Origin of the sequence: Pseudomonas sp. R1-18 (genome assembly GCF_051132095.1) — a bacterium.
Classification (GTDB): Bacteria; Pseudomonadota; Gammaproteobacteria; order Pseudomonadales; family Pseudomonadaceae; genus Aquipseudomonas.
On sequence record NZ_CP071658.1, the window covers coordinates 2,409,770 to 2,425,194 of the forward strand.

Genomic DNA, 15,425 nt, shown 5'->3' on the forward strand with positions numbered 1-15,425 from the left:
GGGGCCAAAAGCGACAGAGGCCTAAAAGTGACCGCAAAACAGAGGCTTAGCGCAAAAAAGCGTTTGACATGCCTGCGAATTTCAGTAAGATGCGCACCCACAGCAGGCACGTAGCTCAGTTGGTTAGAGCACCACCTTGACATGGTGGGGGTCGTTGGTTCGAGTCCAATCGCGCCTACCAGACAAATCCGCTCTGCTGGGCGGTAAGAGAAGGGCGATCCGAAAGGGTCGCCCTTTTTGCCGTCGGTTGCACGGCAGATCAGTGCGCGGCTGGCAGCTCCAGCTCCACCAGCACCATGCCCTCGCTGACCATTTCGCCTTCCCGGCAGTGCACCGCCGCGATGATCCCTGCATCAGTCGCGCGGATGTTGTGCTCCATCTTCATGGCCTCCAGCACGACCAGTTGCGCGCCAGCTTCCACATGCTGACCGGCTTCAACCATCACCCGCACGATGCTGCCGTTCATGGGCGCGGTCAGGCCGCCTTGATGGACGTGGCTCGCATCAGCCTCGGCAATCGGGTCAAAGCGGCGGATGACGTGAAGCTCGCCCAGCCACTCCATATAGAGCAGCGGACCGCGCCGAATCGCCAGGTGTGATTCACGCCTGCTGTCCAGTTCGACAAACAGTTTTTGATCCTTGAGCTGGTACAGCGATTCGCTGTGATGCCGCAGCCTCACGGTCTGGTGCTCGTCCTCGCAGGCCAGGTGCAGGTCGATTTCGCTGGGCAACCCGGACCGCCAGCCGTTCGCGCGGCCCCATGGAGAATGTGCGTCCTGAGAGTTAGTCCGTACAGGTTCGCTGAGCAGAAAGGCGTGCGCCGCAGCATCCCAGAATTGCGGGGGGCGGGCGCATCTCCCGGGCAGCAGTTGGGCCTGATGACGCGGGATGAATCCGGTGTCGACTGCGCCCGCTGCAAAATCCGCATGGCCGATAATACGGCGCAGGAACGTCAGGTTGGTCTTCACGCCGCCTACTGCAAAGCCGTCGAGCAGGCTCAGCAAGCGCAGCCTTGCCTGCTCACGGGTTGTTCCCCAAGCGATCAGCTTGGCCAGCATCGGGTCGTAAAATGGTGAAACTTCGTCGCCTTCCTCGACGCCGCTGTCGATACGTTGACCGAACCCGGAAGCGGGCTCGCGATACAGCGCGAGCGTGCCGGTCGCAGGCAGGAAATCGTTGCCCGGATCCTCGGCGTAAAGCCGTACTTCGATGGCATGTCCGAGCAGCGGGACCTGATCCTGCGTGATCGGCAACGGCTCGCCCTGAGCGACGCGAATCTGCCACTCGACCAGGTCCAGCCCGGTGATGAACTCGGTGACCGGGTGCTCGACCTGCAGTCGCGTGTTCATCTCCATGAAATAGAAGTCGCCGCGCGCGTCCAGCAGGAACTCCACCGTTCCCGCACCGACGTAGTCGATCGCCAGAGCAGCCCGAACCGCCGCTTCGCCCATTGCCTTGCGTAGCTGTGGGTCGAGGCCCGGCGCCGGAGCTTCCTCGACGACCTTTTGATGGCGGCGCTGGATTGAACAGTCCCGTTCATTGAGATACAGACAGTGACCGTGTTGGTCGGCGAACACCTGGATTTCGATGTGGCGAGGCTTGATCAGGTACTTCTCCACCAGCACCCGTGGATCACCGAACGAGGACCGAGCTTCCCGCTGTGCCGAGGCCAGTGCCTCGGCGAGTTCGCTTTCGCGTTCCACCACCTTCATGCCCTTGCCACCACCGCCGGCGCTGGCCTTGAGCAGCACCGGGTAGCCAATTCGCTCGGCGGCGGTGCGGAAAGTGTCCAGATCCTGCGCCTCGCCATGATAGCCGGGCACCAGCGGTACACCGGCCTGCTCCATCAGCGCTTTGGCGGCCGCCTTGCTGCCCATGGCGTCGATGGCCGAGGAGGGCGGTCCGAGGAGGATCAGCCCGGCCTGTTCGACCGCACGTGCGAAATCAGCGTTTTCGGACAGAAAGCCATAGCCGGGGTGCACCGCCTGAGCGCCGCTGGCCTTGGCGGCAGCGATCAGTTTGTCGATCATCAGATAGCTTTCCGACGCCTTGGCGCCGCCCAGGTCGATGCACAGATCTGCTTCCCGGCTGTGACGTGCCGTCCGGTCGATGGCGCTGTGAACGGCAACCGTGGTCAGACCGAGCGACTTGGCGGTGCGCATGATGCGGCAGGCGATTTCGCCGCGATTGGCGACCAGCAGGGTGTCGATGAGAGGCGTATTGGCTGCGCTCATGGGTTGAGTTTCCTTGCTTGAACCGGGGTCGCGGCTTGCGTCGGGGTTTGCCAGCGGGGCGTGCGCTTTTCCAGAAAGGAGCGCAGACCTTCCTGGCCCTCAGGGCTGGTTCGGATCCGCGCGATAGCGCTTTCGCAATAACGGCGCAGCGCCGGGCTCAGCTCGCCGTTGCCGGCCTCGCGCAACACGTCCTTGGTGGCGCGCATGGCTTGCGGGCTGTTCAGCAACAGCTGGTCGACCCAGCGTTGTACGCCGGCCTCCAGCTCTTCGGGCGCATAACATTCGGCAAGCAGCCCCAGCTGGCGCGCGCGCTCGCCGTCGAAACGCTCTGCGGTGAGCGCGTAGCGGCGGGCTGCGCGCTCACCGATAGCCTGAACCACGAACGGGCTGATCACTGCCGGCGCCAGGCCAATGCGCACCTCGGACAGGCAGAACTGCGCGTCGTGCGTGCCGACCGCCATGTCACAGCAGCTGATCAGGCCCAGAGCGCCACCGAACGCCGCGCCGTGTACCACGGCCAGTGTCGGAACCTTCAGCTTGTTGAGGTTGTACATCAGCTCGGCGAGTTCGCGGGCATCGTCCAGGTTGGTGTTGTAGTCCATCTCCGCTGCCTGCTGCATCCACCCCAGATCCGCACCGGCGCTGAAGTGCTTGCCACGGCCGCGTATCAGCAAAAAGCGCAGGGCGGCAGTGTCCTGCGCCCGGTCGAGCGCCAGAATCAGTTCACGTATCATCTGCGCGTCAAACGCGTTGTTTTTCTCCGGGCGATTCAGCCACAAGGTGGCGAAGCCGCGCGGGTCGTCGATCAGTTCCAGGGTCGCGAAATCGGTCATGGTCATCTCCGGCTTACATGCGGAACAGGCCGAATCGAGTCGGCTCGATGGGGGCGTTAAGCGCGGCAGACAGCGCCAGCGACAGAATCTCGCGAGTCTGCGCCGGGTCGATGACCCCGTCGTCCCACAAGCGGGCGCTCGAATAGTAGGGGTGGCCTTGACGTTCGTACTGATCGAGGATCGGTTGCTTGAGCCCGGCCTGCTGCTCGGCGCTGAAGGTCTGGCCGCTGCGCGCGGCCTGCTCGCACTTGACTTGTACCAGTACGCCGGCCGCTTGTTCTCCGCCCATCACGCCAATGCGCGCATTGGGCCACATCCACAGAAACCTCGGGTCGTAGGCACGGCCACACATGCCGTAGTTGCCTGCCCCGAAACTGCCGCCGATGATCACTGTGAATTTCGGTACCTGGGCACAGGCGACCGCGGTAACCAGCTTGGCGCCGTGCTTGGCGATGCCACCGGCTTCGTACTTCTGGCCCACCATGAACCCGGTGATGTTCTGCAAGAAGAGCAGGGGAATGCCGCGCTGGCACGCCAGTTCGATGAAGTGCGCGCCTTTTTGCGCAGCTTCCGCGAACAGGATGCCGTTGTTCGCAAGGATCGCAATCGGATAGCCGTGCAACCGCGCGAAGCCGCAGACCAGCGTGGTCCCGAACAACGCTTTGAATTCGTCGAACACCGAACCGTCCACCAGGCGCGCGATGACTTCCCGCACGTCGAAGGGCTGCTTGGGATCGGCGGGAATGATGCCGTACAGCTCGTCAGCCGGATACAGCGGTGCAATCGGCGCGGCGCAGTCGAGCGAGCCCTGCTTGCGCCAGTTGAGATTGGCGACGCAGCGTCGCGCCAGTTCCAGCGCGTGCTCATCATTGTCGGCGTAGTGGTCCGCCACGCCCGACACTTTGCAGTGCACATCGGCGCCGCCCAGATCCTCGGCGCTGACCACCTCGCCGGTAGCTGCCTTGACCAGCGGCGGGCCAGCGAGAAAGATCGTCGCCTGCTGGCGGACCATGATCGCTTCGTCCGCCATGGCCGGGACGTAAGCGCCGCCGGCGGTGCAGGAGCCCATCACGACCGCGATTTGCGCTATGCCCTGGGCACTCATGTTGGCCTGGTTGAAAAAGATCCGCCCGAAGTGCTCGCGATCCGGAAACACCTCGTCCTGCCGGGGCAGGTTGGCGCCGCCGGAGTCGACCAGATAGACGCACGGCAGGCGGTTTTGCTGGGCGATGGCTTGGGCGCGCAGGTGTTTTTTGACCGTCAACGGATAATAACTGCCGCCTTTGACGGTGGCATCGTTGGCAATGATCATGCATTCGACGCCTTCGATCCGGCCAAGACCAGCGATCAGACCGGCTGCCGGAACGCTTTCGTCGTAAACCTGCCAGGCCGCCAGCTGGCCGATTTCAAGAAACGGTGAACCGGTGTCGAGCAGCCGGTTGATGCGCTCCCGTGGCAGCAACTTGCCGCGCGAAGTATGTCGCTCTTGCGCGCTGACGCCACCGCCTTCCCGGACCTCGGCGAGTTGCCTGCGCAGGTCGTCGACCTGCGCCTGCAGCGCAGCGTGATTGACGGAGAATTCGGCACTGCGGTTGTTGATGCGAGTATGCAGAGTGGCCATGTGAGCTCCAGACAATCAACGGGTCTCGTTGAACAGTTCACGACCGATCAACATGCGGCGGATTTCGCTGGTACCGGCACCGATTTCGTACAACTTGGCATCACGCAGCAGCCGGCCAGCGGGGAATTCGTTGATGTAACCGTTGCCGCCCAGGATCTGGATCGCATCCAATGCCATCTGCGTCGCGCGCTCGGCGCTGTAGAGAATGATCCCCGCAGCGTCCTTGCGCGTCGTCTCGCCACGGTCGCAGGCTTGGGCTACCGCATACAGATAAGCGCGACTGGCATTGAGCTGGGTGTACATGTCGGCGACCTTGCCCTGAATCAGCTGAAACTCGCCGATGCTCTGGCCGAACTGCTTGCGGTCATGGATGTAGGGCAGCACCAGATCCAGACACGCCTGCATGATCCCGGTCGGGCCGCCGGAGAGGACGACTCGCTCGTAATCGAGGCCGCTCATCAGCACCTTGACGCCGCCATTGAGCGCACCCAGCAGGTTTTCTTCGGGGACCTCCACGTCATCAAAGAACAGCTCGCAGGTATTGGAGCCGCGCATGCCCAGCTTGTCGAACTTGTCGCTGCGGGAAAAACCTTTCCAGTCGCGCTCGACGATAAAGGCGCTGATACCGTGGGCGCCGCGTTCCAGATCGGTCTTGGCGTAGATCACGTAAGTGTTGGCATCCGGACCGTTGGTGATCCAGGTCTTGCTGCCGTTGAGCACGAAGCGATCGCCACGCCGGTCGGCGCGCAGCTTCATCGAAACCACATCGGAGCCTGCATTGGGCTCGCTCATGGCCAGGGCGCCGACGTGTTCGCCGCTGACCAGACGTGGCAGGTAACGGGCTTTCTGGCCCTGGTTGCCGTTGCGGTTGATCTGGTTGACACACAGGTTGGAGTGCGCCCCGTAGGACAAAGCCACCGACGCCGAGCCGCGGCTTATTTCTTCCATCGCGACCACATGTGCGAGGTAACCCAGTCCGGCACCGCCGTACTCTTCGCTTACGGTAATCCCCAGCACTCCAAGGTCTCCCAGCTTGCGCCACATATCGGCGGGGAACAGATTGTCCTTGTCGATCTGCGCGGCGCGCGGGGCAAGCTCGGCAGCGACGAACGATTGCAGCTGATCGCGGAGCATGTCGACAGTTTCGCCCAGGGCGAAGTTGAGGCTGGGGTAAATCATGGGTCGCGTTCCTGAGTTGTTTTTAGGCGGATTAGCTATGACCTTTACGTTAACGTAAACCTGAGCCGTCAGTGTGTCAACGCTGGGATAACCAGCGTAGCAGGCGTGGTAGAGCGGGGGCGTGATGCCAAATGCCGGAAAGCACGAAGGGGAGCCTGGGCTCCCCTTCAAGGTTTCTTTGTATGCTCTTTTCTTATTATCCGGGCGGCCTGTTGTTGTTTTTGTCAGCCAAACCCTTTACCGCTTCAGGCGACCCCCATTCAGGGTCAAGAGCAAACGTATTTTTTTGAGCGCTGACCGCTTTTATCGTGTCGATCCAACCGAACGGGCGCTACCTGGAGGTAGTTTTATTGTTCTCTGCCCGGCTGCGAGATCGCTGCATGACTGCATACGTCTCAGGAAAGCCATCCACTCCAAAAAAATCTGTTAGCTGCGTCTCTGTCCGTGTTGTTCTTGTTATGTCAGAGCCGGTACATATTATTTTTATTAGGTTGCTGCGTGCTTTCTTGTTCTTGTTGTACCAGAGAGATAGCAGGACCCGTGCCAGTTTTGAAAAAGCCTTTGAAATCAGGCGTTTCACATTTTTTGAGCGAGGGTCAAACCGGAGGGATCAGCAAAAGTGTTCCCGTGATACCCGACTGCATCTCCAAAGTGGCCGGAAGGGTAACACTCTGTGACATCTTGTCGCATGTTTGCCCGACGGACGTGTTGGTAGTCACTACCCGGCCAGACGCGCGGTTGCAACCCGGGACTGATTACGACGTTGCATGACCCCGCAGATGCGCTGGCCCGCCTGGATAACCCGATCCAGATCGACGCCCGTGACGATGCCCATTCCATTGAGCATATACAGCACATCCTCGGTAGCCACATTGCCGCTGGCGCCTTTGGCATAAGGGCAGCCGCCGAGACCGGCCACTGAGGTGTCGAACACGCTGATGCCCTCAAGCAGGCTGGCGTAAACATTAGCCAGCGCCTGGCCGTAGGTGTCGTGGAAGTGGCCGGCGAGCTTGTTGCGGGGAATCTGTGCGGCAATCTCATTCAGCAGTTGGCGGACGGCAGAGGGCGTACCGACGCCGATGGTGTCGCCCAGCGAGACTTCATGACAACCCATGGCGATCAGCTCGTTGGCGACCGCCGCCACCTGCTGAACCGGCACCTCGCCTTCGTATGGGCAGCCCAGCACACACGAAACGTAGCCCCTGACTCTGAGGCCATGCAGGCCGGCCGCTGCCATGATCGGCACAAAGCGCTCCAGACTTTCGCTGATCGAGCAATTGATATTGCGTTGAGAGAACGTCTGTGAAGCCGCCGCGAAAACCGCGACCTCCGCCACGCCGGCGTGCAGCGCGTCCTCGAAACCTTTCATGTTGGGCGTCAGCGCCGAGTAGATCACCTGCTCGCGGCGCTGGATGCGCGAAAACACCTCGCCGCTGCCAGCCATCTGCGGGACCCATCTGGGCGATACGAAACTGCCGGCTTCGATCTGCTGCAGGCCGGCGGCGCTGAGGTCGTCGACCAGGCGAACCTTGTCATCCACGCTGATCGGACGGGATTCGTTCTGCAGACCGTCGCGGGGGGCGACTTCCACCAGCCGCACGTGTTGAGGAAATGGCATGGCAGGGTGTCCTCGGTCAGTGGTCAACAGGTCGGAGCACAAATCTTGCCCAGCGCGGCATGGCACCGCTCCTCGGCCGTGTCGAGTTCGAGCTGCATCTGCTGGATGTCCAGCAACTGCTGATCGAGCTGGCGGCGGCGCTCGGCGATCTTGCCCAGCATGCTGTTCAGCTGCTTGCGATTGCCTTCGGCCGGGTCGTAGAGCTCGATCAGCTCGCGGCATTCGGCCAGCGAAAACCCGATGCGCTTGCCGCGCAGTATCAGCTTCAAGGTGACCTTGTCGCGAGCTGAGTAGACCCGCTCCAGTCCGCGACGCTCCGGGCTGAGCATGCCTTGTTCTTCATAAAACCGGATGGCGCGGGTGGTGATATCCAGCTCGCGGGCGAGGTCGGAAATGCTGTAGGTGGTAGCGGTCATGGAGGGCAAGAGCTCGGCGATTGTCATGAGCCCTAAGCTAAGGCGTGCTTGACGTTTACGTCAAGCAGCGCACTGCAGCAGAGTTCGTCGCTCGCCTGTTCTAGAAACAACCTCAGGTCTGGCGACTTTCTAGAAATCACCTTAGCTTTGATAAAACTGACAAATATCAGTGGGATAAGTTATCAAACTAGTTCTGTTTCTAGCTTTTGCTCCTGGGCGACGACGCGCTGACAGAGCTCGATCAGTTGCTCACGCATCCAGCGGTTGGCCGGGTCCTGATCGGTGCTTTCATGCCAGTACAGGTGCGTTTCCACTGTTGGCACGTCATTGACCGGCAGTTGCACGTAGTGCAATTCGTTGCGCCGGGCGAAGCGCTCCGGCACGGTCATCACCATGTCGGTCTGCTGCAGAACCTGCGTAGCCATCAGGTAATGCTGGGAACGTAAAGCGATCCTGCGCGGAATACCCATTTTGCCCAGCGCCAGATCCACGTGGCCAAGGCCACTGCGACGACTGGATATATGAATGTGCGACTGGGCCAGATAGTCGTCCAGGCGCAGCACAGGTTTGGCCGCCAGTGGATGGCCCTTGCGCATGGCACAGACGTAACGATCTTCCATCAGCTTGACGTGGCGGACCTGCGGATCGGTGTTGAGTGGCGCGTCGACCGCGAAATCCAGACGCCCGGCCGCAAGCTCCTTGGTGGTTTCACGCCGCTTGGACAGGAAGCTTTCGATGGTCACGCCGGGAGCCAGGCGCTTGAGGCGCTGAAAAAGCACCGGGAGGATCACCGCCTCGGTCAGATCGGTCATGCTGATGCGATAGTTCTTGCTGGCCTGCAACGGATTGAAGATGCGGCTTTCCTGGACCGACACGCGCAGCAGCGACAGTGCATTGCGCACCGGGCCGATGATGTTCTGCGCCATGGGCGTCGGCACCATGCCTTGCGCGGTACGTACAAACAACGGGTCATTGAAGGTTTCGCGCAGGCGGGCCAGCGCGTTGGACACCGCAGGCTGGGTGATACCGACGATCTGCCCGGCACGGGTGAGATTGGCTTCGGTGTAAATGGCGTCGAAGACAATGAAGAGATTGAGATCAACCTTGCTCAGGTTCATTGGTGGGGCGCCTCGTGCTGTTCTTGTGGATCGCTGCTTATGCCGCAGCGTGCGGTCGATCATATATCGGTTATGAATGCTAATACACGCCGAGAATAGATTAGATAAATGCCATGAGCTTCCCTAGCATCCTCTCATCGCCTTAAAGCCTCAGTGAGAAGGTAGCCGCTCATGGAATTTGCGTACTCGACCAAAGTGCAGGACTTGTGTGAACGTGTTTCGGCATTCATGGACGAACACGTCTATCCCGCCGAGCCAGTCTTTGAACGTCAGGTCGCCGAAGGCGATCGCTGGCAGCCCACGGCAATCATGGAGGAACTCAAGACCAAAGCCAGGGCGCAAGGCCTGTGGAACCTGTTTCTGCCGGACTCCGAGCAGGGCGCGGGGCTGACCAACCTCGAATATGCCCCGCTTGCCGAGATCATGGGACGCTCGCTGCTCGGCCCCGAGCCTTTCAATTGCTCGGCGCCGGACACCGGCAACATGGAAGTCCTGGTGCGCTATGGCTCTGAAGCGCAGAAGCAGCAGTGGCTGGAGCCGTTACTGCGCGGCGAAATTCGCTCGGCATTTGCCATGACCGAGCCCGACGTAGCCTCCTCGGATGCAACCAACATGGCCGCCACCGCCCGGCGTGATGGCGATGAGTGGGTGATCAACGGGCGAAAGTGGTGGACGTCCGGCGCCTGTGATCCTCGCTGCAAGATGCTGATCTTCATGGGCCTGAGCAATCCCGACGGACCGCGTCATCAGCAACACTCGATGATTCTGGTTCCCAGCGACGCGCCGGGCGTGACCATCGTTCGGCCTTTGCCGGTATTCGGCTACGACGATGCGCCCCACGGGCATGCCGAAGTGCTGTTCGATAACGTCCGGGTACCTTACGACAACGTGTTGCTTGGCGAGGGCCGTGGTTTCGAGATCGCCCAGGGACGGCTGGGGCCGGGGCGCATACACCATTGCATGCGTTCGATCGGCATGGCCGAGCGGGCGCTGGAGCTGATGTGCCGGCGCTCGATCGAGCGCGAGGCGTTCGGCAAACCGCTGGCGCGACTGGGCGGCAACATCGACCGCATCGCCGATTCACGCATGGAAATCGACATGGCGCGGCTGCTTACCCTCAAGGCCGCCTACATGATGGACACCGTCGGCAACAAGATCGCCCGCAGTGAAATCGCGCAGATCAAGGTGGTTGCGCCGAATGTAGCGCTGAACGTTATTGATCGAGCCATCCAGATGCATGGTGGAGCCGGGGTGTCGAACGATTTCCCGCTGGCCTACATGTACGCCATGCAACGCACTTTGCGCCTGGCAGACGGCCCGGACGAAGTCCACCGCGCGGCGGTGGGCAAGTTCGAACTGGGCAAGTACACGCCCCGAGGCCTGTAGCAGGGGCTGGGCGGCGATCCCGTAAGTCCTGCGTCGAAATATGTGGGAGCGGACTTGTCCGCTAAGCCGCTTCAAAGCTCACTGCACCCACACCTCCACACGTCGGTTCTTGTTGCGTCCGTCGTCGGCTTCATTAGTGGCGACGGGCATTTCGTCGCCCAGGCCGAGGATGTCGTGGAGGATCACCCCGCTTTTCTGCAGTTCACGCCGTACGGCCATGGCGCGCAGTCTGGACAGCAGCGCGGCTCGCGCCGGATCGCTTTTCGCATCGCCGAAGCCTACCAGCGTTACCCGCTGGTTCAGCTTGTCTTTGGCCTTGAGGAAATCCACCACCCGCTTGAGGTCTACCTGCGCCTTGTTGTCCAGCCGGGCGCTGCCTTGCGCGAAGCGAAAGTTCACCGACAGTCGCTCGGCTTGACGGGTCAGCGCCTGATAATCGCCTGGCATTTGCGCACTGGGGCGAACTTTCACTGCCTGCACGGTCTGCCCCACGAAACCGTTCTCGGCAACCAGAGCCTGGCCCTCGGCGCTCTGGGCGAGCTGCGTGAAGGCCTGGGTCCACCGATGATGAGCCAGCGGCGACACATAAAGGTAGAGGCGACGGGATAACGGGTAGTCTTCGGTGGCTATCAAATCGACGGTCGGCAGCATTGGCTTGGACTCTCCGTCCGCCACGGCCAGTGCTTTGGCTGCTCGTACGTACGGCAGGCCGATGAAGCCGATACCGCCAGGGTCGTGGCTGATTTCGTCGGAAAGCTGCTCGCTGGACTCGAAGCGCTTCGCATCAGGCGCTAGGCGTTTGCCGTGCCGACTCAGCACCAGCTCTTTGAACGTTTCATAAGTGCCGGATTGCCCATCGCGGGCATAAAGATGAATGGCTCCGGGATGCCCGCCGAGTTCCTGCCAGTCACGCACGTCGCCGGAGAAGATCTGCGCCAGCTGCGTGGTGTCCAGCTGCCGAAGCGGGTTGCGGGGATGCACGATCACCGCGACCCCATCGATGGCAATGACCTGTTCACCTGCGGCGCTCTTCAGGTCCCCGAGGCTCGCCAGTTCGGAGGCTTCCGACTCCTTGATCGGTCGGGAAGCTGCGGCGATATCCGTACGCCCGGTTTTGAGCGCCGAAAACCCTGTTCCCGAACCGTGCGCGGCAATGTCGATGGTAATCCGTTGTCCAGCCGGTCCGATGCCGACGACCTGTAATTCGTTGGCGGTCGCGCCCGCTCGTGTCTCGACCGTCTGCATCCCTTGGCGACGCAGCAGGGCTGCGGCCAGCGCCGGGCCCAGTTGCGCGTTGATGGTGTTGGAACCTTGCAGGCGCAGCACCGTGGCGTCGCTCGCCGGTATAGGCAACGCCGCATGAAGCAGACCGGGCAGGGCGGCGAACGACAGGCTCAGTGCCAAAAACAGAGCGCGCAGCATCTGCATTACCTTGGAGGACAGAACGAGTCGCGAGAATAAGTCAGAAAGATTGCCGAAATATGACTGGCAGAGGAGGGCTTATGGTCCGTTGACGTGTCCAGACGGGCCGGACACGTCCCCAACAGGCGCTTGTCAGCTCAGTTCCAGCCAGATCGGCGCGTGATCGGATGGTTTTTCCATTGCACGCAGGTCGTAGTCGACGCCCGCGGCCTTGATTCGCGGTTGCAGGCCGGTCGAGGCCAGGATCAGGTCGATGCGTAACCCGCGCTTAGGTTGGTCTTCAAAGCCCCGGCTGCGATAGTCGAACCAGCTGAACTGGTCGATGACCTCGGGGTGGAGGTGCCGGAAGCTGTCTACCAGACCCCAGTTCTTCAGGCGTTCCATCCATTCGCGCTCCTCAGGCAGGAAGCTGCATTTGCCGGTTTTCAGCCAACGCTTGGCGTTGTCGGTGCCAATACCGATATCGCAATCCTGCGGCGAAATGTTCACGTCGCCCATCACGATCAGCGGCTGGTCGTTGCTGAAACGGGTTTCCAGCAATTGCTGCAAGTCGTGATAGAAGCGCTGCTTGGCCGGAAACTTGGTGGGATGATCGCGGCTTTCGCCTTGGGGGAAGTAACCGTTCATGATCGTGACCGACTGGCCCTGGTCATCTTCGTACGTGCCCCAGATGAAACGCTTCTGCGCCTCTTCGTCGTCAGTATCGAACCCCTTGTGCAGCGCCAGCGGCATCTTGCGCGAGAGCAAAGCCACGCCATAGTGACCTTTCTGACCGTGATAATGGACGTGGTAACCCAGTGCCTCGATCTCGGCCTGCGGGAACTGATCGTCCGAGACCTTGGTTTCCTGAAGGCCGATCACGTCAGGCTGGTGCTTCTCGATCAGCGCCGCCAGCTGGTGCGGTCGGGCGCGTAGCCCGTTGATGTTGAACGAGACGATTTTCATAAAGCGGCAATCCTGAAGACGGGCAAAAAAAAGCGATGCTAGCCGACCCGTCGGCTGACGGCCAGCGCCCAGTGAACAGCGACACGGCCTGCTACGCTGCAAGCGTGGCCTATTGCGGTGGAACTGTCGTCGCTCGCGGTCACTCGAAGCCTCTGCCCAAGGGAGCGCTGCCCAACGAGCAGCGCCGTTATCGCGAGATCGATCCTACATGACCCAGACCACCGCCATCGCGGCCGAAGTTCGCCAGCTGGACAGCGGTTACTCCCGGGAAACCCGCTCGTTATTGTTTCAGGCCTATCGTCACGAGCCGAGTTTCGCATGGCTCTTCAATTCCCAGCGCGCGGGTTACGAGCATCGGGTGCGGGCAACCGTTCGCGAACTGGTCAAACAGCACTTCCTGCAGGACCTGCCGGCGCTTGGGCTGTTCATCGACGACCGTCTGGTCGCCGTTGCGCTGATCGCACCGCCGCAACGCCGGCTGGGCATCACGGAAAGCTGGGCATGGCGGTTGCGCATGGTCATGAGCACCGGTCTGAGTTGCACCCGGCGCTATCTTGAGTACTACAACGCAGTGCTGGCCTGCCTGCCCACCGAAGCGGTGCATGTGCTGCCGCTGCTGGGCGTGCTGCCGGAATACCAAGGCCATCACCTCGGCGAACAGCTGCTGCAAGCATTGCACGAATGGTGCGCGGTGGACGAAAACTCAGCCGGTATCGTGCTCGACACGGGGAATCCCCACTATCTTGAGTTCTATAAGCGACAAGGTTACGAAGAAATCGGCGAGGTGGCGGTGGGACCCGTCCGAGAGTACGTGTTCTTCCATCCCAACCCCCAGGGTTTGCAGCCTGCCATGGCCTAAGGATTTGAAATCCAGTACGTTTGGCGTGGTTCGGCGGCACCCTTTTAACGTGTTAGCATCCACGCCCATGAAGGTTTTCCAAGCAGTAAGCAGCAGCGCGCTCGTGTTGTCCATGAGCGCAACCGTCCTTGCCGAGCCGCGCCTGGAGGTCAGGGTCGAGCCCGCCAATCCGGCGTTGAAGTCCAACGTGGAAGGTTACGTCGGCAGCCTCGGCGAGCGTGACGCCCAGGCGCTGCGCCAGTTCAGCCTTGGCGCCGAGGAGCAGGCCCAGAAGGCAGCCCAGGCGCTGGGCTACTATCAGGCACAGATCGACAGCGAAGTAATCGATGGCCGCGACCCGCGTCTGGTGGTGAATATCCAGCCGGGCGAGCCGATCCGGTTGCGCAATGTCACGGTGCGCGTCGACGGCCCGGCAGCGTCTCTCAAAACCTTCAAGGTTCCGAAAAGTACGACGCTCAAGCCTGGTGCGGTGCTCAATCACGGCCACTATGAGGACGCCAAGAGCCTGATTCAGAACCAGGCGGCGCGATACGGGTTCTTCAGCGGGCGTTTCACCCGGCAGCGCCTTGCCGTGGACCCTCGTGCCGGTGTAGCGGACATCGAGCTGGTCTATGACAGCGGTCCGCGCTACACACTTGGGCAGGTCAGTTTCAGCGGCGATACGCCGTTCGATGAAGACCTGCTCAAGCGCATGGTGCCTTTCAAGGAAAACACCCCGTACGACTCCGAGCTGGTCGCCGAACTCAACCAGGCGATGCAGGCCAGCGGCTATTTCGAGGGCGTGCGTGTCGATGCCGCACCGACCGCGGCGGTCGGGCAGGTGATCCCGGTCAATGTGCTGCTGCACACCCGCAAGCCGCGGACCATGGGGCTTGGGCTGGGCTATTCGACGGATGTGGGGCCACGCGGCAGGGCTAACTGGACACGGCACTGGATCAATCCGCAGGGCCACAGTTGGGGGCTGGAATCAGAGCTCTCCGCGCCACGCCAGAACGTCGGGCTTTGGTACGACGTCCCGCTTGATCCGCCTCTGACTGACAAGTTGCGCTTTGCCGGTGGCTACCAATATGAAGAGATCGCCGGCACCGACAGCCTCAGCAAGCTGCTGACCGTCGGTCCGGAGTGGCACAGCCGGCTGCCCAGTGGCTGGGAACGTGTCGTGTCCCTGAAATGGCAACGCGAGGAGTATCGCCTGGGCGATGACTCGGGATTGAGCACATTGCTGATGCCGGGCCTGAGCTACTCCTATCTGCGCAGCGATAACCGGATCGACCCGCAGAACGGCTACCGATTGCAGTTCGAGACCCAGGTCGCCGCGGAAGGATTGCTTTCGGACGCCAACCTGTTGCGCGGCGATGCGCTGGTGAAAGGCCTTACTACCTTTGCCCAAAACCATCGCCTGCTGGGCCGGTTGCAGGTTGGGGGAAACTTCACCAATGGCTATAGCGCCATCCCGCCGTCGCTGCGCTTCTTCGCAGGCGGCGACCAGAGCGTGCGTGGCTATGACTACCAGAACCTGTCGCCGACCAACTCGGACGGCGACCGTATTGGTGGCCGTTACATGGTCGCCGGCAGCGTCGAGTATCAGTATTCGGTCGCCGAGAAGTGGCGGGTCGCGACCTTTGTCGACCAGGGTAACGCCTTTAACAGCCTGGACCTGCCGAGCCTCAAGACGGGCGTCGGCATCGGTGTGCGCTGGGTATCGCCGGTCGGGCCGTTACGCCTCGACCTTGCTCACCCGCTGGATGGCGACGGCGGCGTCCGCCTGCACTTCTCGATGGGACCTGAACTGTGA

The 15,425-nt window shown here is 61.5% G+C and carries 12 protein-coding genes and 1 tRNA gene; 4 read left to right on the plus strand and 9 right to left on the minus strand.

The features are described from left to right. Positions 1 to 104 precede the first annotated feature (104 nt). Positions 105 to 181 (plus strand) — tRNA-Val (locus tag J3P77_RS11255). Positions 182 to 259: 78 nt separating this feature from the next. Here the strand turns inward: J3P77_RS11255 and J3P77_RS11260 are convergent. The 7 genes from J3P77_RS11260 to J3P77_RS11290 form a co-directional block, all read right to left on the minus strand. Next, a complete protein-coding gene (locus tag J3P77_RS11260) occupies positions 260 to 2,233 on the minus strand; it encodes an acetyl/propionyl/methylcrotonyl-CoA carboxylase subunit alpha (RefSeq protein WP_434681785.1) in 1,974 nt (657 codons plus the stop codon). Further along, a complete protein-coding gene (locus J3P77_RS11265) occupies positions 2,230 to 3,066 on the minus strand; it encodes a gamma-carboxygeranoyl-CoA hydratase (protein ID WP_434681787.1) in 837 nt (278 codons plus the stop codon). Before J3P77_RS11265 ends, J3P77_RS11260 begins: the two co-directional genes overlap by 4 nt. Positions 3,067 to 3,079: 13 nt before the next feature. Then, positions 3,080 to 4,687 carry a carboxyl transferase domain-containing protein gene (locus tag J3P77_RS11270; RefSeq protein WP_434681788.1) on the minus strand — a complete coding sequence of 536 codons (1,608 nt, stop codon included), beginning with the start codon at positions 4,685 to 4,687 and terminating at the stop codon, positions 3,080 to 3,082. A 15-nt stretch (positions 4,688 to 4,702) separates the two neighbouring features. After that, entirely contained in the window at positions 4,703 to 5,866 is a 1,164-nt protein-coding gene (locus J3P77_RS11275; RefSeq protein WP_434681789.1) for an isovaleryl-CoA dehydrogenase, read from the minus strand. 718 nt (positions 5,867 to 6,584) lie between these two features. Further along, a complete protein-coding gene (locus J3P77_RS11280; RefSeq protein WP_434681790.1) occupies positions 6,585 to 7,484 on the minus strand; it encodes a hydroxymethylglutaryl-CoA lyase in 900 nt (299 codons plus the stop codon). A gap of 23 nt (positions 7,485 to 7,507) precedes the next feature. Further along, positions 7,508 to 7,900, minus strand: a complete 393-nt coding sequence (locus J3P77_RS11285) for a MerR family transcriptional regulator (RefSeq protein ID WP_434681791.1) — start codon at positions 7,898 to 7,900, stop codon at positions 7,508 to 7,510. A 182-nt stretch (positions 7,901 to 8,082) separates the two neighbouring features. After that, positions 8,083 to 9,018, minus strand: coding sequence for a LysR family transcriptional regulator (locus J3P77_RS11290; protein WP_434681792.1), 936 nt, complete (start codon positions 9,016 to 9,018; stop codon positions 8,083 to 8,085). A gap of 171 nt (positions 9,019 to 9,189) precedes the next feature. Here J3P77_RS11290 and J3P77_RS11295 point away from each other — a divergent pair, with 171 nt between their 5' ends. Then, positions 9,190 to 10,404: an acyl-CoA dehydrogenase gene (locus J3P77_RS11295; protein WP_434681793.1), complete on the plus strand. Its 1,215-nt coding sequence runs from the start codon at positions 9,190 to 9,192 to the stop codon at positions 10,402 to 10,404. A 78-nt stretch (positions 10,405 to 10,482) separates the two neighbouring features. Here J3P77_RS11295 and J3P77_RS11300 read toward each other — a convergent pair whose 3' ends face one another. Together J3P77_RS11300 and xthA are read right to left on the minus strand one after the other, a co-directional pair. Further along, positions 10,483 to 11,826 carry a substrate-binding domain-containing protein gene (locus J3P77_RS11300; protein ID WP_434681794.1) on the minus strand — a complete coding sequence of 448 codons (1,344 nt, stop codon included), beginning with the start codon at positions 11,824 to 11,826 and terminating at the stop codon, positions 10,483 to 10,485. A 132-nt stretch (positions 11,827 to 11,958) separates the two neighbouring features. Continuing rightward, positions 11,959 to 12,771 (minus strand): exodeoxyribonuclease III, encoded by an 813-nt coding sequence (gene xthA, locus J3P77_RS11305; RefSeq protein ID WP_434681795.1) that lies wholly within the window; start codon positions 12,769 to 12,771, stop codon positions 11,959 to 11,961. 208 nt (positions 12,772 to 12,979) lie between these two features. Between xthA and J3P77_RS11310 the strand changes: the two genes are divergently transcribed. Together J3P77_RS11310 and J3P77_RS11315 are read left to right on the plus strand one after the other, a co-directional pair. Next, positions 12,980 to 13,630: a GNAT family N-acetyltransferase gene (locus tag J3P77_RS11310; RefSeq protein ID WP_434681796.1), complete on the plus strand. Its 651-nt coding sequence runs from the start codon at positions 12,980 to 12,982 to the stop codon at positions 13,628 to 13,630. A 67-nt stretch (positions 13,631 to 13,697) separates the two neighbouring features. Next, positions 13,698 to 15,425: an autotransporter assembly complex protein TamA gene (locus tag J3P77_RS11315; protein ID WP_434681797.1), complete on the plus strand. Its 1,728-nt coding sequence runs from the start codon at positions 13,698 to 13,700 to the stop codon at positions 15,423 to 15,425.